The 26,330-nt window shown below is 40.9% G+C and carries 22 protein-coding genes and 1 pseudogene; 7 read left to right on the top strand and 16 right to left on the bottom strand.

Features of this window, described 5'->3' with window-relative positions:
- The 8 genes and pseudogenes from PAN06_RS06425 to recJ form a co-directional block, all read right to left on the bottom strand.
- A pseudogene (locus tag PAN06_RS06425) lies at nt 1-337 on the bottom strand (triacylglycerol lipase); the annotation flags it as partial.
- A gap of 4 nt (nt 338-341) precedes the next feature.
- On the bottom strand, nt 342-749 hold the full coding sequence (locus PAN06_RS06420; protein ID WP_004269953.1) for a hypothetical protein: 408 nt from the start codon (nt 747-749) through the stop codon (nt 342-344).
- A gap of 203 nt (nt 750-952) precedes the next feature.
- Nucleotides 953-1,357 (bottom strand): hypothetical protein, encoded by a 405-nt coding sequence (locus PAN06_RS06415; protein WP_004269952.1) that lies wholly within the window; start codon nt 1,355-1,357, stop codon nt 953-955.
- The gene (gene uvrC / locus PAN06_RS06410) at nt 1,350-3,185 is read right to left on the bottom strand and encodes an excinuclease ABC subunit UvrC (protein WP_269795891.1); all 1,836 of its coding nucleotides are present in this window, start codon (nt 3,183-3,185) and stop codon (nt 1,350-1,352) included. Before uvrC ends, PAN06_RS06415 begins: the two co-directional genes overlap by 8 nt.
- Before the next feature lie 38 nt (nt 3,186-3,223).
- Complete coding sequence (locus tag PAN06_RS06405) at nt 3,224-3,925, bottom strand: M57 family metalloprotease (RefSeq protein WP_125867380.1); 702 nt, start codon at nt 3,923-3,925, stop codon at nt 3,224-3,226.
- Between the two features lie 62 nt (nt 3,926-3,987).
- Nucleotides 3,988-4,767 carry an alpha/beta hydrolase family protein gene (locus PAN06_RS06400; RefSeq protein WP_125867382.1) on the bottom strand — a complete coding sequence of 260 codons (780 nt, stop codon included), beginning with the start codon at nt 4,765-4,767 and terminating at the stop codon, nt 3,988-3,990.
- Nucleotides 4,768-4,834: 67 nt separating this feature from the next.
- Nucleotides 4,835-6,496 (bottom strand): ribonuclease J, encoded by a 1,662-nt coding sequence (locus PAN06_RS06395; protein WP_084950967.1) that lies wholly within the window; start codon nt 6,494-6,496, stop codon nt 4,835-4,837.
- Nucleotides 6,497-6,666: 170 nt separating this feature from the next.
- On the bottom strand, nt 6,667-8,889 hold the full coding sequence (gene recJ, locus PAN06_RS06390; protein ID WP_185776133.1) for a single-stranded-DNA-specific exonuclease RecJ: 2,223 nt from the start codon (nt 8,887-8,889) through the stop codon (nt 6,667-6,669).
- A 176-nt stretch (nt 8,890-9,065) separates the two neighbouring features.
- Here recJ and PAN06_RS06385 point away from each other — a divergent pair, with 176 nt between their 5' ends.
- The 5 genes from PAN06_RS06385 to PAN06_RS06365 all read left to right on the top strand — a co-directional run bounded on the left by PAN06_RS06385 (nt 9,066) and on the right by PAN06_RS06365 (nt 13,321).
- A complete protein-coding gene (locus PAN06_RS06385) occupies nt 9,066-9,824 on the top strand; it encodes an amino acid ABC transporter ATP-binding protein (protein ID WP_125867387.1) in 759 nt (252 codons plus the stop codon).
- Between the two features lie 10 nt (nt 9,825-9,834).
- A complete protein-coding gene (locus tag PAN06_RS06380; protein ID WP_125867389.1) occupies nt 9,835-10,629 on the top strand; it encodes a transporter substrate-binding domain-containing protein in 795 nt (264 codons plus the stop codon).
- Nucleotides 10,630-10,641: 12 nt separating this feature from the next.
- On the top strand, nt 10,642-11,319 hold the full coding sequence (locus tag PAN06_RS06375; RefSeq protein ID WP_125867391.1) for an amino acid ABC transporter permease: 678 nt from the start codon (nt 10,642-10,644) through the stop codon (nt 11,317-11,319).
- A 9-nt stretch (nt 11,320-11,328) separates the two neighbouring features.
- Nucleotides 11,329-11,988: an amino acid ABC transporter permease gene (locus PAN06_RS06370; RefSeq protein WP_125867393.1), complete on the top strand. Its 660-nt coding sequence runs from the start codon at nt 11,329-11,331 to the stop codon at nt 11,986-11,988.
- 142 nt (nt 11,989-12,130) lie between these two features.
- Nucleotides 12,131-13,321: a ferric reductase-like transmembrane domain-containing protein gene (locus PAN06_RS06365; RefSeq protein ID WP_185776134.1), complete on the top strand. Its 1,191-nt coding sequence runs from the start codon at nt 12,131-12,133 to the stop codon at nt 13,319-13,321.
- Nucleotides 13,322-13,430: 109 nt separating this feature from the next.
- Here PAN06_RS06365 and PAN06_RS06360 read toward each other — a convergent pair whose 3' ends face one another.
- Nucleotides 13,431-13,868, bottom strand: a complete 438-nt coding sequence (locus PAN06_RS06360) for an Rrf2 family transcriptional regulator (protein WP_001166795.1) — start codon at nt 13,866-13,868, stop codon at nt 13,431-13,433.
- 75 nt (nt 13,869-13,943) lie between these two features.
- Nucleotides 13,944-14,786, bottom strand: coding sequence for a metallophosphoesterase family protein (locus PAN06_RS06355; RefSeq protein WP_269795890.1), 843 nt, complete (start codon nt 14,784-14,786; stop codon nt 13,944-13,946).
- Nucleotides 14,787-15,320: 534 nt separating this feature from the next.
- Here PAN06_RS06355 and thrS point away from each other — a divergent pair.
- The gene (gene thrS, locus PAN06_RS06350) at nt 15,321-17,264 is read left to right on the top strand and encodes a threonine--tRNA ligase (RefSeq protein WP_000608345.1); all 1,944 of its coding nucleotides are present in this window, start codon (nt 15,321-15,323) and stop codon (nt 17,262-17,264) included.
- A gap of 254 nt (nt 17,265-17,518) precedes the next feature.
- Here thrS and PAN06_RS06345 read toward each other — a convergent pair whose 3' ends face one another.
- From PAN06_RS06345 to PAN06_RS06325, 5 genes are all read right to left on the bottom strand, one after another.
- Nucleotides 17,519-18,568, bottom strand: a complete 1,050-nt coding sequence (locus tag PAN06_RS06345; RefSeq protein ID WP_125867400.1) for a DUF389 domain-containing protein — start codon at nt 18,566-18,568, stop codon at nt 17,519-17,521.
- Nucleotides 18,565-18,888: a potassium channel family protein gene (locus tag PAN06_RS06340; protein ID WP_000825751.1), complete on the bottom strand. Its 324-nt coding sequence runs from the start codon at nt 18,886-18,888 to the stop codon at nt 18,565-18,567. Before PAN06_RS06340 ends, PAN06_RS06345 begins: the two co-directional genes overlap by 4 nt.
- Nucleotides 18,889-19,255: 367 nt before the next feature.
- Nucleotides 19,256-20,767 (bottom strand): ABC transporter ATP-binding protein, encoded by a 1,512-nt coding sequence (locus PAN06_RS06335; protein WP_125867402.1) that lies wholly within the window; start codon nt 20,765-20,767, stop codon nt 19,256-19,258.
- A 798-nt stretch (nt 20,768-21,565) separates the two neighbouring features.
- Nucleotides 21,566-22,540, bottom strand: a complete 975-nt coding sequence (locus PAN06_RS06330) for a sensor histidine kinase (protein ID WP_125867404.1) — start codon at nt 22,538-22,540, stop codon at nt 21,566-21,568.
- On the bottom strand, nt 22,533-23,210 hold the full coding sequence (locus PAN06_RS06325; RefSeq protein ID WP_125867406.1) for a response regulator transcription factor: 678 nt from the start codon (nt 23,208-23,210) through the stop codon (nt 22,533-22,535). Before PAN06_RS06325 ends, PAN06_RS06330 begins: the two co-directional genes overlap by 8 nt.
- A gap of 155 nt (nt 23,211-23,365) precedes the next feature.
- Here PAN06_RS06325 and PAN06_RS06320 point away from each other — a divergent pair, with 155 nt between their 5' ends.
- Nucleotides 23,366-24,439, top strand: coding sequence for a DUF2974 domain-containing protein (locus PAN06_RS06320; protein ID WP_269795889.1), 1,074 nt, complete (start codon nt 23,366-23,368; stop codon nt 24,437-24,439).
- 90 nt (nt 24,440-24,529) lie between these two features.
- Here the strand turns inward: PAN06_RS06320 and PAN06_RS06315 are convergent.
- Nucleotides 24,530-26,330: LPXTG cell wall anchor domain-containing protein (locus tag PAN06_RS06315; RefSeq protein ID WP_269795888.1), on the bottom strand; the 1,801-nt coding region annotated here is incomplete at its 5' end.

The following is a 26,330-nucleotide window of genomic DNA, read 5'->3' as shown; positions in this document are numbered from 1 at the left end:
ATTGAGATTTTCTAAATGTCTTCGTTTTAAAATCCGACAACACCTGTCTATCACCAAATCCTATTGATTGGATATCTGTTTGGATGTCAAGTCGATCATCTTTATTCGTCCCAGCATAAGCAATCACTACATGACTATAATCCACATTCCCATTTTTATCCACAGGAGCAACCGCCATCGCCTGCATACCGTTGGAGGTGTTGTCTATGGGGTTAGAGATTACTTTAAACCGATCGTTTGCAACTAATCGTCCCTCCTGAATAGGATTACTCACCTTACCAGAGTCAACATCGTAAACATCGTCTACTATATATCTATAATCTTCTTCTGTAACCATATAGTTATCTCTCCTCTAAGTAGATAATTTTTACTGCTATATCATACCCAGCTTCTTCTTTGTGTTCTCTCTTTATGAATTCTGTTGGTGAATAATTAGAACTTCTTATTTTCCCATTCTCATTTAAAGAATCTATTTTGACAGATATATCATATTGACCATTTACTTTAGCAGTAATCCTCCAACTCCCCGTACTTTCATTTTTTTGAAATTCAACAAACTCCACTCTCTCAATCTTTTGTCCATCAGCTAAATCATAGTTACTTACTAAAAACTTTGCTACCCTATCCTGTTCGATTCTCATTTTCTCTTCCAATGTTTTTTCTTTTTGATGATTCAAACTAAACATCACAATTCCTCCTATTACACAGATTACTAAAGCAATAATACCCCATTTTTTGTGCCTATCCATTAACGCACCTCCTTATATTATTCTATAAAGCAACTTGGTCTGAATTACCTTATAGTATAGGACCAATAGTCGCTCTGGTCTTGTGCATTGAATTCAAGATTAGCATAGTTCACTCGCGATTTCCTTTTCTAATTCTACTGCTTCCGTTCTACCATAATTTGAAAGAGCTTGCAGGGATTTTTCATAGTATCTCTTGGTCCAAATTATTCTTTTTTAAAAACCAAAATATAATTTTTATAAAAACCTAAGGTAGCAACTGATAAAAGTATCACATCAAAAATGATAATTGCAACAGATAGCCCGGACGATAAAGCAATTTTATGGCCTGCTGTATCTGTAATTCGTTCTAAATGAAAATTTTTAAGTACCAAATACAGATAATAGCTGTTCAATAAACTCGATATATAACCAATTAAAATCTGGGATTTCAATTTTGTAAATATCCATAAACCTAACAAAGGAATAGCTATTATTAATAAGGGAAAACCAAATAAGATAACCGTCAAAAAAAGAAAAATTGGTCCATTCCAAATCCACAGACAATAAAGAAGGCAGAGATAAGAAATTACATATACTGTCCCTAATATTTTATTGCTTATTTTACTCATTTTTTCTCCATTCTATTATTCCTTGTTCCGCTACTAGAGCTAATTCCTCTTCTTCCTGCGGATTCAACTTTCTCTGAACAGCTTCTGCGACTGTTCTTGGTACCCCAACTTCGACAATCTCATCCACACTGGCTTCCTTGATTTTGGTCAAAGACTTGAAATGCTTCATGAGATTCTGCTTGCGTTTAGGTCCCAGACCGTCAATTCCATCCAGTTGTGATGAAAAGGAATTTTTGGAGCGCAGTTGACGGTGGAAAGTAATAGCAAAGCGGTGCACCTCATCTTGAATGCGTTGAAGGAGGAAAAATTCCTGAGAATTGCGAGATAACTCCACCACCTCAAGCGGATCTCCAAAGAGCAATTCATGGGTTTGGTGCTTGTCATTTTTTTGCAAACCTGCAATGGGGATATCCAAGCCCAGCTCCTCTTGGATGACTTGCTTGGCGATATTGACTTGACCTTGCCCCCCATCAATGACAATCAAATCTGGAGGAGTCAAACCGTCACGCTGTACTCGACCATAGCGCCTGCGAATGACTTCTCTCATACTCGCATAGTCGTCTGGCCCGACTACGGTTTTTATCTTATACTTACGGTAATCCTTCTTACTAGGTTTTCCGTTGACAAAGACCACCATGGCTGAAACAGGGCTAGTTCCCATGATGTTGGAGTTATCGAAGGACTCGATGCGAACCGGGGTCGGAATTTGGAGCAAGCGTCCTAGATTTTCAATAGCTCCTTGTGTCTTTTCGACAGATTTTTCTAACAAATTGAACTTCTGCTCTAGACTAACTCGAGCATTCTTTATAGCCAAATTGACCAGTTGCTTTTTCTCTCCACGCTGAGGCTTAAGAATCTTGGTGTCTACCAAAGCCTTGACAGCTTCTTCGTCAATATCCCGCGGAATTAGTACCTCATTGGGAACCAGGTGGGATTTTTCTTGATAGAATTGTCCCACGTAGGTCAAGAAGTCCTCATCCGGATCATTGTAGTAGGGGAAAAGATTAACGTCTCGCTCAATGAGCTTGCCCTGACGGACAAAGAAAACCTGGACACACATCCAGCCCTTGTCCACATAGTAGCCAAAAACATCGCGGTTTTGGAGATCCTTAGCCATGACCCGTTGCTTGGTTCGAAGCGTTCCAATGGCCTGAATTAGATCACGGTATTCCGCTGCACGTTCAAATTCCATAGTCTGGGCTGCCGTTGCCATCTTGCCCTTTAGGTCATCGATAATTTTGTCATCCTGCCCTTTTAGGAAATCAGAAACCTCCTGGGCCATAGACTTGAAGTAGGCCTCATCCTTCTTACAGATGGTATGGGCCATGCATTGACCGATATGGTAGTAAAAACAGACCTTAGACGGTGGGTTTGTACACTTACGAAAAGGAAAAATTCGATCCAGCAACCGCTTGATTTCATTGGCTGCTCCCACATCTGGATAAGGTCCAAAATAAAGACCTCCATCTTTTTTGACTTGTCGAGTAATAATCAAACGAGGATAACGTTCATTGGTGATCTTGATGAAAGGATAAGACTTATCATCCTTGAGCATGATATTGTATTTAGGCTTATTTTCCTTGATCAGATTGATTTCTAGGAGAAGTGCCTCAATATTAGACTCAGTAACGATAAATTCAAAATCTACAATTTCAGACACCAAGGCCTCTGTTTTTGTATCATGACTTCCACGGAAATAAGACCTCACGCGGTTACGCAGATTTTTAGCCTTTCCTACATAGATAATGGTGCCGTTTTTATCCTTGTGAATGTAGCAACCAGGGCTGGTTGGCAAGAGCTCTAGTTTTGATTTAATCAAGTTATTCATAGTTCCATTATAGCAAAAAAGTAGGGAAAGATTGTTCCCTACTCACTAGTCTCATATAATTTTCTAAGTCTTTCAACATCCTCTTTCTGGATACCATAAAATGAACCCGCAGGTTGCATGACAGACTTCTCATCTGTATGGTCCAAACCAATCGCATGACCCAACTCATGTTCTGCCGTATGGACAATGCGCTCATAGGAATAGCCATAGTTAGGATTGGACAGATAATAGTGATTTAACCGTACCGTGACAGACAAGAATTGCCCCGTTAAAAGATTGGTCTGACTTTCCGCCTCTCCTGCCACAGGAGTACCTCCGTCATTCATCTCAGTAGCCATAATATCTGCCTTGCTGGACTCAGTCACCAGTTCAAACTTAAAGGCACCAGTTTGATTCCAGTTCTGAATTGCTTCTACATAAGCTTCTTGAAAGCGTGAATCCATCTGGGGATCTAGGTAAATACGAGCTGAAGCCTGCGGCCACCTTCCTTCAGAGTGTTGATGGCTATCTGTCTTGTTCAACTTTGGCAGTTGCCCTGTTTTTTCCCATTGGTCTATACTTTGTTGACCAATTTTTACTGACCGTTCTGCTTGCTTTAGCGCTCCTTGAAAATCCCCGTTCAGATACCAGAGAAGTCCAAAAGCAAAAGCACACAAAAGAAAAGAAAGCCAAACTAGACGCCAAAACAAACACCACACAAAAGAAAAGAAAGCCCCTATCAAACGAAAAATCCAGCGCATGTCCCTCCACCTTTCTAGCAAATAAAGTCTATTTTACTAAAACAAGCTGAAAGAAAGCTAAATTATGACAATCTCTCTTCTAATTTGAAATCGATTGGCAGAGTTGCTAGAAACCGTTCCAATTGTTTTTCCCAATAATACCACTCGTGAGTTCCAGCGCTATGGCTATAGGTCACATCAAATCCTATTTTTTTGAGATTTTTCACTGCCAGATTATTGGCTGCATACAAGAAATCCTGCTCGCCACACCAAGCCCAAAGCTTGGTCTTTTTATCCGATTTTTTAGCCAGACTTTCTAGAGAATAAGAACTAGCTGTCCAATCTTTAATCTCCCCAAACACACCCCTCCAATAAGCTGGTGTTCCCAAATCTTGGCTTTCAGGAGAAAAATCTTGAAAACTAAGGGCACCTGAAAAACTAGCTGCTTGAGAAAAACGATTTGTAGCAAGAGCCAGTTTGAAGCAGCCATAGCCTCCCATAGAAAGACCAGCGATAAAGGTCTTTTCACGCTTGCTGGTCATGTTAGGGAAGAAGCGTTTTAGAACCTGTGGCAATTCCTCTGCTAGAGCTGTGTAATAGTCAAAACCATACTGAGTATCTGTGTACCAACCGTTGCTGGTATTGGGCATAACAACGATAAGATTGGTTCCTCGAAGTAAGCGTTCTACATTGGTCCTCTTGAGCCAACTATTATGGTTGCCAGACATCCCGTGCAAAAGGTACAAGACAGGGATATCTGTACAATCTGGTTCTTCCACTCGATTAGCATCAGGATAGAGGACATTCACTCCCCACTCCATATCCAAAACTTGTGAGTAATACTCGATTTTCATTACTGCCATAATTTTTTCCTCTATTTTTCTATAAGAAAAAGCCGAAACTCGACTTTCTCTCTGTTTATTTCAACGATTATTTTGCTTCCATGACTACTGGTAAAATAGCTGGACGACGCTTGGTTTGGTCAAAGAGATACTTGGTCAGATTATCACGAACCTTCCCTTTTAGATCTGCCCAGTCAAAGTCATCTCCTTGAAGATAGTCTTCTACCGTTTGGTTAATCAATTCTGAACTTTCACGGAGAATATCGCGACTCTTCTTGAGATAAACAAATCCACGCGTGTGAACACGAGCCTTGGCCACAATTTTCTTCTCACGACGGTTAACGGTGATTGCTACGATGAAAATACCATCCTCTGACAAGACCTTACGGTCACGAAGGACTACATTACCAACATCACCAATGGCATTCCCGTCAATCAAGACATCCCCTGCCGAAACCGCGCCAGCTGGGACAAAGTCTCCATTCTCATAAGCCATGCTGGTTCCCTTTTTAGGGATGAAAATGCGTTCTGGCAACATTCCGACCGCCATAGCAGCCTTAGCATGAGCATCCAACTCGCGGTATTCCCCTTGAATCGGGAAGAGATACTTGGGTTGCAAGAGGTTGATCATCAACTGCAAATCACGCGCATTCCCGTGCCCTGACACACGCAAGCTTTGGGTGATCAGTTTGACAACTCCACCAGCTTGGTAAATCATGTTTTCCACACGTGCCATGACTGCTTCTTTGGCGATAGATGGAGTCGTTACGATATAGACCAGGTCACCGTCCTTGATTTCCACATAACGATGGCGACCAATCGACATTTTACGAAGACCATTGATTGGCTCACCCATACGACCTGTCTCAAGGATAATCAACTCACGGTCTTCAAAACGAGACATATCTTTTGGCTTAATCAAAAGACTCTCGTTAGCTAGAGACAATTTCTTCAGTCGAATAGCCGTGCGGACAATATTTTCAATATCAAATCCCGTCAAGACCACACGACGGCCTGTTGCATCCGCAGCGTCAAACACCTGCTGGATACGAGAGAGGTTGCTGGCTACTGCTGCAACAATGATACGACCATCCCAGTCCGAAATGGTTTGAGTGATCTCGTCCCCAACTTCACTTTCGCTAGCCACTTGGATATTACTGTCCGCATTGGCTGAATCGCTAAGAAGAGCTAGAACTCCATCACGACCGATTTCTGCCAATCGAGCGAAGTCTGTCGCATAGGATTCACTAGCTGTCTGGTCAAATTTGAAGTCACCTGTATAAACGATACTACCTTCAGCTGTCTTCAAGACCACACCCAGGCTTTCTGGGATAGAGTGGGTCGTACGGAAGAAGGACACCACAGTCCCTCCAAAATCAATCTCCGTATCTTCATCGATAACATGAAAATCATTGAATTTCTTAACTGTGTCATTTCCTTTGACAAAGAGTTTTGCCAACTCAATGGTCAACTCAGAGCCAAATACAGGTACCTTGGCTTCAGCCAAGAGATAAGGCAGAGCACCAATGGCATCCGCATGGCCGTGGGTCAAGAAGACCCCAGCGATACGATCGCTATTTTCAAAAAGGTAATCCATATTTGGAATAACTACATCCACCCCTAGTTGTTCATTTTCAGGATATTTCAGACCTGCATCCAAAACGAAAATAGATCCATCGATTTCAGCGATATACATATTTTTCCCGTTTTCACGTACACCACCAAGTGTTGTTAAACTGATATTACTCATTTTTCCTCCGAAAGCTTAGTTTATCTTGATTATAGGGTTGCTTGCCCTCTTATTCTAAAAGCACTACTTTTAGCCGAATCTTTTCCTACCATTATACCATTTTTTTGATGATTTTCAAAATGAAGATTTGTTTTCAAAAAAGAGCTGGTTTCCCAACTCTTTCCTATGATCTACTCTTTTTCCATTAAAAAGTCATAAATTTCTTGCACGGTTCCTAGTGCCATCATTTCTTGGTCTTTGACGGTTTGTTTGAGATTTTGGTAAATTTGACTTTCTCCTATCTCTCGCTTTGGTGCCTCTTTATTGACTGTCATGACACCATCTTTGATTGTCACAAAGCCCAACTCTTCAAATACTTGAATCATTTTGACCAGCAAGATTTGCTGAATATTAAGATAAGCTGCCAAATCTTTCAGCTTATAGCGAATATCAAACTCTGGAAACTGGTAGATAGTCTTGTACAATTTAGCAAACTGCTCTCTAGTCCCATAGCCTGTCAGATAGTAGGCCTTGTCAATATCATTTTTGAAATAGACAGCAGAGAAATTCTGTTCCTGAAAAATGGTCTTCAGCTGAGTAATATCCTCAGGAATGGTTTTCACGACAATAGCTTCACTATTTACTAGATTCGGAAATTCTCCAGCAAAATCCAAGACTGGAACCCCTTCTGGCAAGACTGCATTCTTCCCACGGATGTTAAAAAGTTGAACACCCTCCACACGCGCATCCACCATCATCAACTGCAGGGCAGTTTGGCCATTCCATTGGTTGACAGACAATTTGACTGCCAGCTCTAGATTCTTGGTTTGAGAAAACTCTGTTGCCCATCTACCTTGGCCAAAGGCTACCACTTCAAAACTCGCTTCACCTTTGGAAATTTTCAACTTGAGATGGGCATTGCCTGCCCCCATAGTACGGGCACTTTCGACCTGAAAATCCTTTATATAAAAGACAGGTTTCTGATTGTCTATGCCAAAAGGTGCCAAACGTTCAAAACTTTTGACCGTTTCCAAGCTAAGTGTCTCCAAATCCAGTTCTTCATCTAGATTTAACTTGTTCTTGCCAGCAGCATCTGCGCCTTTTTCACGGACATAATCTTCCAAAACCTGAGATAAATCTGAGAGTTTCTCCACTTCCAGCGTCATTCCTGCTGCACCAGCATGGCCACCAAAGGCGATAAAGAGGTCGCGATGGGGATCTAGAGCTTCAAAAATATCGACCGCTTCCACACTACGAGCACTACCCTTGGCACGACCGTTCTCTATATTGAGAACGATAACTGTCTGCCCTAGTTCTTCCAACAAACGACCAGCCACGATTCCCAGAACCCCAGGATTCCAGCCTTCCTTAGCCAAGACTTGGACCTTCTTCTCAGGGTCCACCATGGTCTTAGCTTCTTCATAGATAGACTGGACGATTTCCTTGCGCTCTTCGTTTTTCTGATGAATCATGAGGGCAATCTCATGGGCTTCCTCGTCGTCAAATCCAGTCAACAAATCAATGGCAGGATTGGGATCATCCAAGCGGCCCAAGGCATTCAAACGAGGGGCAATCTGGAAACCAACCGTTTCTTCTGTTACTTCGTTGGCGGCAATCCCAGCCATATCCAGCATTTCTTGTAAACCAATGCGCTGAGTATGTCCCAACATTTCCAGACCATACTGAACCAAGATACGGTTCTCATCTGTCAAACTAACCATATCTGCAATGGTACCAATAGCAACCAAATCAAGCAATTCCACTTGTACTTCTTCTAACAGGGCACAAGCCAGCTTGAAAGCCACTCCGCAACCAGCCAAATATTTAAAAGGATAGTTCGCATCCGGATGTTCAGGATGGACAATAGCATAGGCATCTGGTAAGGTTTCGGGCATAGAATGGTGATCAGTCACAATGACATCTACTCCCATAGACTGGGCCAATTCAATAGCCTCATGACCAGCAACTCCATTATCCACCGTCACAATCAAGGAAATTCCTTCTTGCTCGATAAAATATTTGTAAACACTGGCATTAGGTCCATAGCCATCAGTGAAACGATTAGGCAGGTAAACACGGCACTCGGCACCAAGCTGTTCCAAACTTTCCTTAACAATAGAAGCCGAAGTCATGCCATCCGCATCATAATCACCATAAACGAGGATATTTTCCCCTTCTTCAATGGCCTGACGAATCCGTTCCACTGCCTTATCCATATCATGGAGCAGATAAGGGTCATGCAAGTCCTCCAAGGAAGGTTCTAAAAACTTCTTCAGACTTTCTTGGTCCTGAATCCCTCTCTCAAATAATAACCGAGCCACCTCAGGACCCAGTCCAGCCTTCTTGGCTATCTTTGTAAAATCCGCATCTTCAACCTGCGGGGCAAACTGCCATTCATAAGTAGGTGTTATCAAAAAGACATCCACTCTTTCTAAGAATTCTATTGCTTCATTATAACATGATTTAGACGTTTTCTCTATCCAGATTGCTTTCTACAAAAATTTTACTAACTTTTTTCTGATATGATTTGACAAGAAAAATCTTTTGGTGTAGAATCATGTTATAAAATCTAACACAAAGGAGATTCCTTATGGCTTTAGTAGAATTTGAACACGTCGAAAAATATTACGGAGATTACCATGCACTCCGCGACATCAATCTCCGTTTTGAAAAAGGACAAGTTGTTGTCCTCCTTGGACCTTCTGGTTCTGGAAAATCCACTCTTATCCGTACCATCAATGGTTTGGAGGCTGTTGACAAGGGAAGTCTTCTAGTAAATGGTCACCAAGTTGCTGGTGCCAGCCAGAAAGATTTGGTGCCTCTTCGTAAGGAAGTCGGCATGGTTTTCCAACATTTCAACCTCTATCCGCACAAAACAGTGTTAGAAAACGTAACACTGGCTCCCATAAAAGTTCTAGGAATTGATAAAAAAGAAGCTGAAAAAACAGCCCAAAAATACCTGGAATTTGTAAATATGTGGGACAAGAAAGATTCTTATCCAGCCATGCTGTCTGGTGGACAAAAACAACGAATTGCCATCGCTCGTGGTCTTGCCATGCACCCTGAGCTCCTCCTCTTTGATGAGCCAACATCTGCCCTCGACCCTGAAACCATCGGAGACGTTCTAGCAGTTATGCAAAAATTAGCCCTCGATGGTATGAATATGATTGTCGTGACCCATGAAATGGGCTTTGCCCGTGAAGTTGCTGACCGCATCATCTTTATGGCTGACGGAGAAGTCTTGGTAGATACGACAGATGTCGATGACTTTTTCGACAATCCAAGTGAACCTCGCGCTCAACAATTCCTCAGCAAAATTATCAACCACGAAAGTGACAAAGTCAAATAAGGAGGTGTCTATGAAAAAGAAGTTCTTTTTATCAGCATTATTGATTAGCCTTTTTGGTCTTGCTACTGTAAAACCAGTCCAAGCTGATACCAGTGTCGCAGACATTCAAAAGAGAGGCGAGCTAGTTGTTGGTGTGAAACAAGACGTTCCCAATTTCGGTTACAAGGATCCTAAGACAGGGACCTTTTCTGGTATCGAAACTGATCTGGCCAAGATGGTAGCTGATGAGCTCAAGGTCAAGGTTCGCTATGTGCCTGTTACCGCACAAACCCGTGGACCCCTTCTAGACAATGAACAGGTCGATATGGATATCGCAACCTTTACCATCACAGACGAACGAAAAAAACTCTACAACTTCACCAGCCCCTACTACACAGATGCCTCTGGCTTTTTGGTCAATAAATCTGCCAAAATCAAAAGCATTGAGGACTTAAACGGAAAAACCATCGGAGTTGCCCAAGGTTCCATTACCCAACGCCTGATTACCGAACTGGGTAAAAAGAAAGGCCTGACCTTTAAATTCGTCGAACTTGGTTCCTACCCAGAATTGATTACGTCCCTTCACGCTCATCGAATTGATGCCTTTTCCGTTGACCGCTCGATTCTGTCTGGCTACATCAGCAAACGCACAGTACTACTAGATGATAGTTTCAAGCCATCTGACTACGGTATCGTTACCAAGAAATCAAATACCGAGCTCAACGACTATCTCGATAACTTGGTTACTAAATGGAGCAAGGATGGCAGTTTACAAAAACTCTATGACCGTTACAAGCTGAAACCATCCAGCCATACTGCAGATTAAGGAGGACACCCCATGACAGATTTATCATCTTGGACTGCCTATTTTCAGGATTTTGGACAATTTTTCAATGGTTTCCTCTTCACTCTTGTCCTAGCGATTGGATCCTTTATCCTAGCCATGGTTTTGGGCATCTTCTTCGGAGCCATGTCAACCAGCAAGCGTCCAATATTGAGAATTTTGGCTCGCATATTTGTGGAGTTTTACCAAAACACTCCCCTCTTGGTACAATTTGTTATCGTTTTTTATGGTCTACCTCTTATCAGTGACCATACCATCATGATTCCGATTTACTGGACAGCTGTTCTCTGCGTGGGACTCTATCACGGCGCCTATATCGCTGAGGTGATTCGCTCAGGGATTCAGTCTATTCCTAGCGGTCAGATGGAAGCTGCCTTGTCGCAAGGGTTTACCTATATCAGTGCTATGCGCTTGATTATCTTGCCTCAAGCCTTCCGTATCATTCTCCCTCCTTTGACCAACCAAATTGTTAACCTCATCAAGAACACCTCTACAGTTGCCATCATCTCTGGTGTGGACTTGATGTTTGTGACCAAGTCTTGGTCAGCTCTCAACGGAAATTATATCCCAGCCTTTTTAGGTGCTGCTCTTCTCTACTTTACCCTATGCTTCCCTGTGGCCCAGTTTGGTCGCAAGATGGAGCAAGCCAACAAAAAAGCCTATTCACTTTAGGAGGTTACTATGGAATCCATTTTAGAAGTTTTAACCCCAGATAACCTAATCTTTATCTTTAAAGGATTTGGCTTGACCCTCTATATTTCTCTGATTGCCATCGTCCTCTCTACCTTCATCGGAACGGTGCTAGCCGTCATGAGAAATGGCAAAAATCCTGTCTTGCGCATCATCTCCAGCATTTACATCGAATTTGTACGGAATGTTCCCAACCTTCTCTGGATTTTCACTATCTTTTTAGTGTTCAAGATGAAATCCACACCAGCAGGAATTACTGCCTTCACCCTCTTTACATCAGCAGCCCTAGCTGAGATTATCCGAGGCGGTCTCAATGCCGTAGACAAGGGGCAGTACGAAGCAGGAATGTCGCAAGGATTTACCTCAGCCCAAATCCTCTACCACATCATTCTCCCACAAGCAATCCGCAAAATGCTGCCAGCCATCATTTCTCAGTTTGTAACCGTGATTAAGGATACCAGTCTTCTCTACTCTGTTATCGCCCTACAAGAACTCTTTGGAGCCAGCCAAATTCTCATGGGCCGTTATTTTGAACCAGAGCAGGTCTTCAGTCTTTATATCCTGATTGCCCTCATCTACTTCAGCTTCAACCTAGCAATTTCGAGCCTATCTCATATGCTAGCAAAACGTTGGCAACAAGCTGCAGAATAAACAGCCACTCTCCAGTTAAATTGGAGAGTTTTTTGATGATAGCAGATATTTATAGACCTCAATTTGACACCATACTTTTTCTATGATAAAATGTAACAAATTTATTTACAACAAATCAAATCTTAATGAAATGGAATTTTCTATGAAATCAATCAAAGGACTACTCTTTATTATAGCTAGTTTTGTCTTGACTATTTGGACTTGGATGAACACTTCTCCCCAATTCATGATTCCAGGACTAGCTTTAACAAGCCTATCTCTGACTTTTATCCTAGCCACTCGTCTCCCTCTAATAGAAAACTGGTTTCACGGTTTGGAGAAGGTCTACACCGTCCACAAATTCACAGCCTTTCTCTCAATCATTCTATTAATCTTTCATAACTTTAGTATGGGCGGTTTGTGGGGCTCTCGCTTAGCTGCTCAGTTTGGCAACCTTGCTATCTATATCTTTGCCAGTATCATCCTTGTCGCCTATTTAGGCAAATACATCCAATACGAAGCTTGGCGATGGATTCACCGCCTGGTTTACCTAGCCTATATTTTCGGACTCTTTCACGTCTACATGATGATGGGTAATCGTCTCCTTACATTTAATCTTCTAAGTTTTCTTGTTGGTAGCTATGCCCTTTTAGGCTTGCTAGCTGGTTTTTATATCATTTTTCTATATCAAAAGATTGGTTTCCCCTATCTAGGGAAAATTACCAATCTCAAACGCTTAAATCACGATACTAGAGAAATTCAAATCTATCTTAGCAGACCTTTCAACTATCAATCAGGACAATTTGCCTTCCTAAAGATTTTCCAAGAAGGTTTTGAAAATGCTCCGCATCCCTTTTCTATCTCAGGAGGTCACGGTCAAACTCTTTACTTTACTGTCAAAAATTCAGGTGACCATACCAAGAATATCTATGGCAATCTTCAAGTCGGCAGCAAAGTAAGCGTAGACAGAGCATACGGTCACATGATCATAGAAGAAGGACGAGAAAATCAGGTTTGGATTGCTGGAGGCATTGGGATTACCCCCTTCATCTCTTACATCCGTGAACATCCTATTTTAGATAAACAGGTTCACTTCTACTATAGCTTCCGTGGAGAGGAAAATGCAGTCTACCTAGACTTGCTCCGTGACTATGCTCAGAAAAATCCTAATTTTGCACTCCATCTAGTAGACAGTACAAAAGACAACTATCTTAATTTTGAACAAAAAGAAGTACCCGAACATGCAAGCGTCTATATGTGTGGTCCTCTTTCTATGATGAAGTCACTTTCCAAACAGATTAAGAAAGAAAATCCAAAAGCAGAGCTTATTTACGAAGGATTCAAGTTCAAATAATTACTCATACTCTCCTGGAAATTCCCAGGAGTTTTTTCTACGCAATCTCAAAAAACACTGCCAGATTTCTAGCAGTGTTTTGAGTTTCATTTGCAGGCATCTATCCCTCTTAATCCTTCATCTGACTCTCTGCGTCGGCCACGACTTGCTCTAAACTGGTCTGACCAAGTTCAGCCTCCATAGCCAGCTGGATTCTCTCCAATTTTTGATCCAAAACATCATGAATATGAGCTCCAACTGGACAATTTGGATTCGGATTATCATGGAAACTGAAGAGTTGACCAGTCTTACCAAGACACTCAACCGCTTGATAAACATCTAATAGACTAATGTCTTTGAGATCCTTAACAATCTCTGTTCCCCCTGTTCCGCGCGCGACTGAAATCAGCTCTGCCTTCTTCAACTGGGACAAGGTTTTTCTGATAATGACAGGATTGACCCCTACACTAGCAGCCAAAAAATCACTGGTCACCTTGCTTTCCTTCCCCTTGAGGGCAATGATTATCAGCATATGAGTTGCAATGGTAAATCTACTTGGAATTTGCATCCTCTTCTCCTTTTTACGAGGCTACCCTGCCTCTACTCTTCTTTTTCTTTTATTATACCCTTTTTAGTTGTAATGTCAATCGTTACCACTTTTCAACCAGGCATCTAACTCCCTATCATAACCCTCTTTCTGGGCCAATTCTCTCAGAAATTCCTGATGATGAGTATGGTGGATTCCATTGACCAGACTTTCATAATAAACCTCAAAATAGGGAAGTTTGAGGTCTTTAGCCAGCTGCAATTCAGCTGCCACATCGTAGTCTACCCGTCGGAAGTTCATATCTACCAAGCCCTTGTCATCAAACTCTAAAATCATATACTGGGCTCGCAAGTCCTTCCGCAACTGGGCATCTAGAAAGAAAGGTTGCCCAATCGAACCTGGATTAACAATCAATTGTCCACCAGTACCATAACGAAGCAACTGCTGGTGAATATGACCATATACAGCGATATCACAAGGAGGATTGGTCACCAAGCGGTCAAAATCCTCTTGCGCTCCAGTATGAATCAACTCACGCCCCCAATTCTTATCAGGAAGATGGTGGCTAATTCCTACCGTCAAATCACCAAACTGACGATGAATCTGGAGTGGTTGATTGTGGAGCAGTTCAATTTCTTCTAAGGAAATTTCCTCTAAAACATACTGGCACTGGCGCAAGAGATAGCGTTGACTAGGACGAGTACTATCCAATTCCCTGCGGACACCATGCCACAGACTGTCTTCCCAGTTTCCCAAAACTCTAGCCGTAATCGGTAGTTGAGCCAACAAGTCCAAAATCCTTCTACGTCCTGTCCCCGGCATGAAAATGTCTCCCAAAAGCCAGTATTCATCCACTCCTAGCTGCCGAGCATCTGCCAAAACAGCCTCCAAGGCGGTGGTATTACCATGAATATCTGAAAGAAGAGCTATTTTCGTCATTCTTTCTCCTCATTTCCTCTTATATATCTTTTTAATATTATAACAAAAAATACTGTTTAATAGTCACCTTTAACCCACTCTTACTAAATCCAGAACACTACTTTTATCAAGGTAAAAACTTATCAAAAAGATGATTTCACATTACTCCTAACAAAGCATAGCAGGCACTCTTTCAATGAAGAAAATTCAAAAAAATCTACAAATATCTTGAAAAATCTCACAATCATGCTATAATAATCCATAGAGACAAGTCACTTAGTGCCTTTCTACTAGAGAGTGCGTGGTTGCTGGAAACGCATAGAGAGCCTAAACTGATACTACTCTTGAGTTTTTTTATGAAAACATAAAACGGTGGCCACGTTAGAGCCAATCAGAGGTGTCCCTCTCTTTTGAGGTACATAAATGAAGGTGGAACCACGTTGCGACGTCCTTTCGAGGATGTCGCTTTTTGTTTTTCTAGCTTTCACAATCCTCTGTCCCTGTTTTCAGAATAGGGTTAACACATTCGTCAATAATATAAGTAAGGAGAACATCATGATTAACATTACTTTCCCAGATGGCGCTGTTCGTGAATTCGAATCTGGCGTAACAACTTTTGAAATTGCCCAATCTATCAGCAATTCCCTAGCTAAAAAGGCCTTGGCTGGTAAATTCAACGGTAAACTTATCGACACTACTCGTGCTATCACTGAAGATGGAAGCATCGAAATTGTGACACCTGATCACGAAGATGCCCTTCCAATCTTGCGTCACTCAGCTGCTCACTTGTTCGCCCAAGCAGCTCGTCGTCTTTTCCCAGACATTCACTTGGGAGTTGGTCCAGCCATCGAAGATGGTTTCTACTACGATACTGACAACACAGCTGGTCAAATCTCTAACGAAGACCTTCCTCGTATCGAAGAAGAAATGCAAAAAATTGTCAAAGAAAACTTCCCATCAATCCGTGAAGAAGTTACTAAAGACGAGGCACGTGAAATCTTCAAGAACGACCCTTACAAGTTGGAATTGATTGAAGAACACTCAGAAGACGAAGGTGGTTTGACCATCTACCGTCAGGGTGAATATGTAGACCTTTGCCGTGGCCCTCACGTCCCATCAACAGGCCGCATCCAAATCTTCCACCTTCTCCATGTAGCAGGTGCTTACTGGCGTGGAAATAGTGATAACGCTATGATGCAACGGATCTATGGTACAGCTTGGTTTGACAAGAAAGACTTGAAAAACTACCTTCAAATGCGTGAAGAAGCTAAGGAACGTGACCACCGTAAACTTGGTAAAGAGCTTGATCTCTTCATGATTTCTCAAGAGGTTGGTCAAGGTTTGCCATTCTGGTTGCCAAATGGTGCGACTATTCGTCGTGAGTTGGAACGCTACATCGTAGACAAGGAGTTGGCTTCTGGCTACCAACACGTATACACTCCACCACTTGCTTCTGTTGAACTTTACAAGACTTCTGGTCACTGGGATCATTACCAAGAAGACATGTTCCCAACTATGGACATGGGTGACGGGGAAGAATTTGTCCTTCGTCCAATGAACTGTCCGCACCACATCCAAGTCTTCAAACACCATGTTCACTCTTACCGTGAGTTGCCAATCCGTATTGCTGAAATCGGTATGATGCACCGTTATGAAAAATCTGGTGCCCTCACTGGTCTTCAACGTGTACGTGAAATGTCTCTCAACGACGGTCACCTCTTCGTTACTCCAGAACAAATCCAAGAAGAATTCCAGCGTGCCCTTCAGTTGATTATCGATGTTTATGAAGATTTCAACTTGACTGAATACCGCTTCCGTCTCTCTCTTCGTGACCCTCAAGATACTCACAAGTACTTTGACAACGATGAGATGTGGGAAAATGCCCAAACTATGCTTCGTGCAGCCCTTGATGAAATGGGTGTTGACTACTTTGAAGCCGAAGGCGAAGCAGCCTTCTACGGACCAAAATTGGATATCCAAGTTAAGACCGCTCTTGGAAAAGAAGAAACCCTTTCTACTATCCAGCTTGACTTCTTGCTTCCAGAACGCTTCGACCTTAAATACATCGGAGCTGATGGTGAAGAACACCGTCCAGTTATGATCCACCGTGGGGTTATTTCAACCATGGAACGCTTCACAGCGATCTTGATTGAGAACTACAAGGGTGCCTTCCCAACATGGCTTGCGCCACACCAAGTAACCCTTATCCCAGTTTCTAACGAAAAACACGTGGACTACGCTTGGGAAGTAGCTAAGAAACTCCGTGACCGTGGTGTTCGTGCAGACGTAGATGAGCGCAATGAAAAAATGCAGTTCAAGATCCGTGCGTCACAAACAAGCAAGATTCCTTACCAATTGATCGTTGGGGACAAGGAAATGGAAGACGGAACAGTCAACGTTCGTCGCTACGGCCAAAAAGAAACACAAACTGTCTCAGTAGATGACTTTGTTCAAGCTATCCTAGCTGATATCGCCAACAAATCACGCGTTGAGAAATAAGAGATCAAACCTGGGATAAAATCCTAGCTACCTAAAAAGCAACAACTATTTCAGCTGTTGCTTTTTATATTTTTACTCAATGAAAATCAAAAAGCAAACTAGGAAGCTAGCCGCAAGCTGTACTTGAGTACGGTAAGGCGACGCTGACGTGGTTTAAAGAGCTTTTCGAAGAGTATTATTTAATCCGAGCTAGTAGTGATTGACCAAACCACCACACAAGATTTGCTTTCATGAGTTAGATAAGGTCAATATCCTCAATCCTTGTCTGCTTCATTTTCTTTTACGAGATCTTTTTGTGAATCCTTTTCAGAGAGTTTTTGATCGATATACTTGTTAATGGTTTCATAAAATTCCTTGGTCGTCTCACCGTCTAATTTTGTCGAATTATGGACTTGATTGACTTTCAATTGAACAGATTGAATACCGTAAGAGGCTTGTTTTTGGTGGAGCATTTCTAACTCTTCTTCTGAAATCGGATCTCCAACAACCGTCAAGACCAATTCATTGTTCCTTGACTTGTAGACTTGATTAATGACCGTGTGATTGGCGAACTCTTTTCCTACAAACTGTTTGATTCCTTCTTTTCGCGCTTGATCTATCGTCAGAGTGACTGCTGAATAGCTGGCTGGAAGAATCAATAATACAATCAAGGATATCAATCCAATTCTCATTTTAATGTTTAGCTCTTTAAATGAACTTAAGGGAGATTTTCTCATCATAATTCTTGTTCCAACAATGTTGATTAGCATGATAAAGACACAGTTGATCAAGAAAAGATAAAGAGCTCCAAATAAAAATCGTACATTTCCATTAGCTAAACCGTAACCTGCAGTACAGATAGGTGGCATCAGAGCTGTTGCGATGGCTACTCCTGGTACGATATTGTTTGCTTCTTTTTTCCTTGAACCAATTACGCCTGCTATCCCACCAGCAATAGCAATGAGAACATCCCAAATGGTTGGAGAGGTTCGTGCAATCAACTCGCTACTTGCATAAGACAAGGGAGAAATCCAGAAATACAGAGTCGAGACAAGCAAACTGACCAACACTTGAGTCAATAAAACCTCTAGAGATTGCTTGATTAAACGCGTATCAAAAATAGCTAAACCGAATCCCAGTCCAACAATCGGTGTCATGAGAGGTGAAATCAACATGGCTCCTATAATGACAGCTGTTGAATTCATATTTAGTCCGATAGAGGCAATAAAAATTGCACACATCAAAATCGCTGTATCTCTCAATCGAACATGAAGGTCATCGTATAATTTCTCACGGTATTCCCGTGTTGAATAATTGGCAGTCATTTGTCCTCTCCTCTTTCCTTATTTAAATTGGTATAATAATTAAAAATAACAGCTGATAAACAGCCAAAAAATATGAGCCCATAAATCGTCAAGAAGACACTGGTAATCCTTCCAATCAAGGTCACAGCTAGGAGATCCCCGTAGCCGACAGTCGTCGAAGTCACAAAAGCATACCAAAGACCGTCTCCGTAATTTGTGATAGCAGGTTCAACTAGGAAAAGCACGCCTCCTGACCCAAAAACAAAGGTCACAAAACTCAGAGCAAACCGAGTAAAACCCGTAACCTGCATAATATGCCATAACATTTTTAAACGTTTCATTTGTTCTCCTTATTCATACTAGCTCTTGACCGAGCCGTTTTTTTCCAATAATCAAAGTGAAGATAGGACATGATCTCCATCAGAGAAAGATAGACAAACTGATAGATCTGATTTAAGCTGATTATCAACTGATATTGTTTGAAAAATGACTGGAAGAAAGACCAGATATGACTGTCTTGAATCAGTCCCTTCTTAATATCCGACAGTCCATCCTTAACATTATATCAAAAATTTTACATTCTTTCTCTGACGAAATCTATCAATTGAACAGATAGAGGAAGCAAGAAATTTTTGTTTCCTTATCCGAAGAAGGAAAAACGGTATCAGAAGAACCTTGATACTATGCGTTTTATTCTTTATAATTTAGCTATTTCAAAATTACAAGTTCTCCATTCTTAATTTCCCAAACTTGGTCAAACTTACTTAATAATTCGTTTTGGCGATGTAAAGTAACAATGACGGCACTTGGTAGTTCCAGAACTCTTTCCAATTCCATTTTAAACTGATTAGTATCCAAGGCAGAGAAAGGTTCGTCTAGGATAAGCAATGGATTTTTACGATTTTTCTCACGATTTAAATACATTCGTTGTTGCTGACCACCTGACAGGGATTGTGGTGGAATTTTTTCAAAATCTTCTTCTCTGAATTTTTCATTGAAACTATTGAATAGCGTTACATTATTTTCATAACTTGAAATAAATGTATGTTCTTGTTGCAGAATCATACCGAATCTTCCCCAAAGATGGTCCAAAACAAGCCCATCTAGCACAATTTGTCCTTCAAAATCTTCATCTGTTCCATTTAAAATGTTGAGAAGACTACTTTTTCCAGACCCATTCTTACCAATAAGCGCAATTTTATCCCCTTTTTGAATCGTAGCGGAAGTAATTATCAATTTTGATTCTCCCAGTTGTTTGGAAATATTTTTCAAAGTAATCGTATCAAAAGAATGTTGAGGTGCTTGAACTGAAACGGGTCTCCCAACAATGTTTTGAAAACTCTTGATTACAGGCTTTACGGACTCTAACATTTGTAAATCATAAAGGATTTCCTGTATTGGTTCAGAAAAAGCATTAATATATCCGAAACTCGCCACCACCTCAGGAATACCGAGTTGCTGGTGAGATAGAGAGTAGGCTAAATAAATAAACAGAACAAGACTAATGAATTCAAAAGAAACACCTGTCAATAAGATGCCTGTAATTTTTGTCAAACCATACTTAAAATACTTATCCTGCAAATTCTTTAGAGAGCTCTTTTGTTGATTCAAAAAATGCGACATAGTTAGTTTATTTACCAAATGATGTCCCATGAGCAAATCCTCCAAAGTTCGATAGTAATCTCCTTGTTTTTTCAAGTAAATCTGTCTACGATTAGCGGTCAACTTCCCAACGATTTTAGGAATTTGAATACTAATTCCAGTGGAAAAGATTAAAATCAGTGATACAATAGGATTAATTGTTCTGCTAATAATGAAAGCGTAAATGATGATACGTAAAATTTGTTTGATAAAACTCATCAATGGAGGAAGGTAATCCTTTTCCAACGAATCTAGGTCATTAGATTGATAGGAAATATACTCTGCTACTGTTTTCTGCTTGAAATCGTGGTGACTGAGTCCCAGAAGTGAACGAAACCACTCATTTTTCAAAGTAGTCGAAAAGATAATCCCCTGCTTCCAATCAAGTATCATTTGGATATAGTTACAACTCAAATAACCTGCCACTGACATAGAGTAACCATATAGAGCTACTTGATAATCCCCTTTGATTAATGCCTGCGTGAAATACGGTAACAAAGCTGTGCAGATATTCGATACTACACCAAAAAGAAAATTAAAGAAGAGATACCATCTAATAGTTTTAAGATATGGTAGCATATACGATACTCCTTGCTAATGCGTTTTTTTACATATCGCAGAACAATCTCTACTATTCCCTATTTCAGATAGTGCGATACTCGGACATTGAGTGCAATAATTGTAAATCACACAAGTACTGCCGTTTTTACTATCATTCAAAATATAATTTGCTATTTTGTAAAATATAGGTCTATCCCATGTTTCTTTGATAGATGTAAAATGAATATTTCCAATACTTCTATTGAAAGTAAGCTTTTTCAGTTTTTCTAACGATTTAGGCTATTTCGTGACACACCCACAATCCGTGAAAATTCTGGTTATATCAGATTATGTGATTTTCGTAAGAATTTTATATTGTCTCCAATCATGGCAGTCTCCTTTTACTTGATAAAACTATTATAACATTTAGAAATTAAAAACTGGTTCAAAATCAATAGAATGTGTGTATTCGATACATTCAATAAATTCTTGGAAACAGTTCTACACCAGTTACACAAATCTATATACACCTATCTCATTCAAAATAAAAAGAAAGCTGCAGTTCTTTTAATCCTGTATCAACGATTCATTCTGAAATCGAATAGGAGACATTTCCCAAGTCTACAATTCACTTCATCTCAAATTAATTTTTGTAATTCACCCTTAGTTTATAGATTTTATACTCAACAAAAGTATAAAGCATACAAAACTTCACTTTGAACCAGTATTTATACTATATTCCGTATTAAAAATTCTATTATTGGTTTTGTAAAAAACAGTCTTCAAATATCCTGAAATATAGCAAAAAGAGATTGGGTAAAAACTCATTGTCTCTTCTCACTCAAGGACTAAGTTTACTTGAGCAAACTGAATCCGCACTATCGTTCCTTTTCCAACCTCAGACTCGATACGAATCTGGTGCCCCAGTTCTTCAGAAATTTTCTTAGATAGATAGAGGCCAAGTCCAGATGACTGCTGGGTTAGGCGTCCATTATATCCTGAGAAGCCACGTTCAAAGACTCGGAGGACATCACTGTTTTTTATCCCGATTCCCGTATCCTTGATACAAAGCTCTTGTCCCTCCATATAAATCTCCAGACCACCTTCCTTGGTATACTTGAGACTGTTTGAGATAATTTGCTCAATAACCACTAGCAGCCACTTTTTATCCGTCACGATTTCTTTATCAAGGTCATGTAGATTGACATTTAATCCTTTTTGAATAAAGAAAAGAGCATATTTACGAATTATTTCTTTGACCAAGTCCTCAATTTGAACCTGCTTTAAGACCAAATCATCATGGAAACTTTCTAAACGCAGGTACTGTAAAACCAAGTTGGTATAGGAGTCGATCTTGAAAATTTCCTGTTCTAGCTGCTGCTTCAGTTGGCGGTCAGCTACTTCTGCAACTAAGAGTTGACTAGCTGCAATGGGTGTCTTAACCTGATGGACCCACAAGGTATAGTAATCCAGCAAATCCGTCAGTTTTCTTTCTGAATCTGACCTCTGCTGATAGAGTTCCATCTCACGCGCTTCTAATTTTTCTGCTAAAGCTATTTCCAAAGGAGATTTGGCTTCCCTCTCCCCATAGAGAATTTCCTGGCGATAGACCTGCATTTCCACCAATATGTCCCAAGTGAAAAATAAGATGGTTACAAAGCAACATAGCAGGAAAAAGTAGAGAAAATAAATTCCCAAACTTGCAAATAAAAACTGAAAGAGTAAGACCAGAAATGCTAAAGCAAGCAGATAGACAAACAGACGACTACGGGAACGCAGATAGGCTAGAAAAAATTGTTTCCAATCAAGCATGCTTCAGTCCGTACCCTATCCCTTTCTTGGTCTCGATAAATCCTACCAAGCCCTGTTCTTCCAACTTTTTACGCAAACGAGCCACATTGACAGAGAGGGTATTGTCATCAATGAAAAAGTCACTATTCCAAAGTTCCCGCATGAGATCGTCACGCGCTACAATATTGCCCGCATGCTCAAACAATACTCGTAAAATCTGGAATTCGTTCTTGGTCAAATTCAAGATTTGCCCTTGATAATGTACATCCATGGATTTGGTATTGAGGATAACACCAGCGTATTCCAGTAAACTCTCGTCACGCCCAAACTCATAGGAACGACGCAACAAGCCCTGAACCTTAGCTAAAAGAACCTGCTGGTCAAAAGGCTTGGTCACAAAATCATCCGCCCCCATATTGATTGCCATGACGATATCCATAGCCTGGTCTCTCGAAGACAGAAACATGATGGGAACCTTGGAAATCTTGCGAATCTCCTGACACCAGTGATAGCCATTAAACAAGGGCAAGCCAATATCCATAAGGACTAGATGAGGTTCCGACTGGACAAAAAGACTCAAAACTTCCATAAAGTCTTCTACCAGAACCACTTCAAATCCCCATTCAGAGAGCATTTTCCCGACCTGTTGACGAATGACCTGATCATCTTCTACTAATAAAATCTTGTGCATGCGCTCCTCCTTTTCTATTATTATAACAGATTTTTCCATGCTTGAAGGTCTGAAACTGAATTTGAAATAGCTTGTTTTTAGCCAACAAAGTGAAACAATCCTACTAGCTAATTTGAGGGTAATTTGATAAGATAAATAAAAAGAAAGGAGCTCTTATGGCCAATATTTTTGATTATCTGAAAGATGTCGCACACGATTCCTTTTACGATCTTCCTTTGAATGAGCTAGACATTCTAGTCTTAACAGAAATCACCTACCTCTCCTTTGATAATCTGGTCTCCACAGCTCCTCAGCGACTTCTAGACCTGGCACCTCAGGTTCCAAGAGAATCTAACATGTTGACCAGCAAAAATCGCCTCCAGCTATTGGATGAGCTAGCTCAACACAAGCGCTTCAAAAATTGCAAACTCTCCCATTTTATCAACGACATAGACCCTGAACTACAAAAACAATTTGCGGCTATGACCTACCGCCTCACTCTCGATACCTATCTGATTGTCTTTCGTGGGACTGATGACAGTATCATTGGCTGGAAGGAAGATTTCCACCTGACCTATATGAAGGAAACTCCTGCTCAAAAGCATGCCCTCCGCTATTTAAAGAACTTTTTTGCCCACCATCCTAAGCAAAAGGTCATTCTGGCTGGGCATTCCAAGGGAGGAAATTTAGCCATCTATGCTGCTAGTCAAATTGATCAAGGCTTGCAAGATCAGATCACAGCAGTTTATACCTTTGATGCGCCTGGTCTCCACAAAGAACTGACACAAACCGAGGGCTATCAAAAGATAATGGATAGAACCGAGGTCTTCATCCCACAAGGGTCTATTATCGGTATGATGATGGAAATCCCTAACCACCAAATCATCGTGCACAGTACTGCCTTGGGTGGTATCGCCCAGCACGATACCTTTAGTTGGCAGATTGAGGACAAACACTTCGTTCAACTGGATAAGACCAACAGTGATAGCCAACAAGTCGACACAACCTTCAAGGAGTGGGTTGCCACAGTCCCTGACGAAGAACTCCAGCTCTACTTCGACCTCTTCTTTGGCACCATTCTTGATTCTGGTATTACTTCTATCAATGACCTGTCTTCCTTAAAGGCTATCGAACACATTCGTCATCTCTTCGTCCAAGCACAATCCCTCACTCCAGAAGAAAGGGAAACCATGGGACGCCTCACTCAATTATTGATTGATACCCGTTACCAAGCCTGGAAAAATAGATAATCCACATAAAAAACCCAACTAATCGTTTGATTAGTTGGGTTTTCATTTATGAAATTGAATTCCTTTGTCTAATCTTTAATGATTAAAACATTAGTCTTCTTTCTTCTTGCGTGCCACAAGACCAAATCCGCTCAATACGCCAAGAAGTCCAAGAGCTGCTAGGCTAGAGTGATCTTCTGTACCAGTATTAGGCAATTCCTTAGCTGGTTTAGCTGGAGCTGGTTTTGATGGTTTCGCAGGTTCTGGTTTCACAGAAGGAATAATTTTTTCATAAACATGAACTGTGTCGCCATTTGGAAGTTTCTTAGTCTCTACGAAACGGTAACCTGGGATATCTTTCTTAGGTTGTTCGCCGTCTTCTGTTGGATAGTTTGGAATTTCTTTTCCATCTTTATCCTTGTGACTTGTCTTAACTTTCTCATAAACGTGTTCTACATCGCCATTTGGAAGTTTCTTAGTCTCTACGAAGCGGTAACCTGGGATATCTTTCTTAGGTTGTTCGCCGTCTTCTGTTGGATAGTTTGGAATTTCTTTTCCATCTTTATCCTTGTGACTTGTCTTAACTTTCTCATAAACGTGTTCGATGTCGCCGTTTGGAAGTTTCTTAGTCTCTACGAAGCGGTAGCCTGGGATATCCTTCTTAGGTTGTTCGCCGTCTTCTGTTGGATAGTTTGGAATTTCTTTTCCGTCTTTATCCTTGTGACTTGTCTTAACTTTCTCATAAACGTGCTCTGTATCACCGTTTGGAAGTTTCTTAGTTTCTACGAAGCGGTAACCTGGGATATCTTTCTTAGGATTTGTACCTTCTTCAGTAGTTGTTCCTGGAATTACATTACCATCTTTATCTTTATAAGTTGTCGTAACTTTTTCATAGATGTGTTTTGTATTTCCTTTTTCGTCTACTTCAGTTTTAACAATCTTGTATCCTGGGATATCTTTAGTTGGTTTAGTTCCATCTTCTGTTGGTGAAAGTGGTTTACCATCTTTATCAACGAACGAAGTATCAGGACGAACTGTTGGAGTGTAAGTAGCTGTTACAGGTGTTCCGTTCTTATCTACACGTTTAACTGTCACACCTTTAGCTTTTCCTACGAAGTCTTTTTCTGGAGTGAAGGTCACTTTACCATTTTCATCGATTGTGTATGTTCCTTCTCCTGGTACTTTCTTCTCAGTTGTTCCATCGTCAAATGTTGGTTTAACAGTTTCATCAATTGGTACATTTGGATTACCTGGTTTGAAGTCTGGTGTTCCTGTTTGTGGTTGTCCTTTAGGTCCTTCAGATTCCGCAGGTGTTCCAACTGGAGTTACTGGTGTTACTGTTGGTCTGTATTTAGCCGTTACTGGTGTTCCGTTCTTATCTACACGTTTAACTGTTACTCCTGTACCTGTTCCTGTGAATGTCTTCTCAGGTGTGAACGTTACTGTGCCATCTGGTGTTACTGTGTATGTACCTTCACCTGGAATTGTCTTAGTTGTTGAACCGTCTTCGAAGGTTGCTGGTACTTCATCATCCATTGGTACTTCTGGGTTGCCTGGTTTGAATTCAGGTTTACCATTTTGTTCTTTACCTTGGATATCTGTTGTTTCAACTGGGTCTGCGGTTGGGGTTACTGGGGTTACGTTTGGTGTGTATTTAGCCGTTACTGGGGTTCCGTTCTTATCTACACGTTTAACAGTTACGCCTGTGCCTTTACCTGTGAATGTCTTCTCTGGGGTGAACGTTACTGTACCGTCTGGATTTACTTTGTATGTTCCTTCACCTGGAATTGTCTTAGTTGTTGAACCATCTTCGAAGGTTGCTGGTACTTCATCATCCATTGGTACTTCTGGGTTGCCTGGTTTGAATTCAGGTTTACCATTTTGTTCTTTACCTTGGATATCTGTTGTTTCA

It is taken from the genome of Streptococcus sp. SM3 (assembly GCF_027497875.1).
The sequence above is the reverse complement of the archived record's forward strand: the minus strand, read 5'-3'. Positions and strand labels throughout refer to the sequence as shown.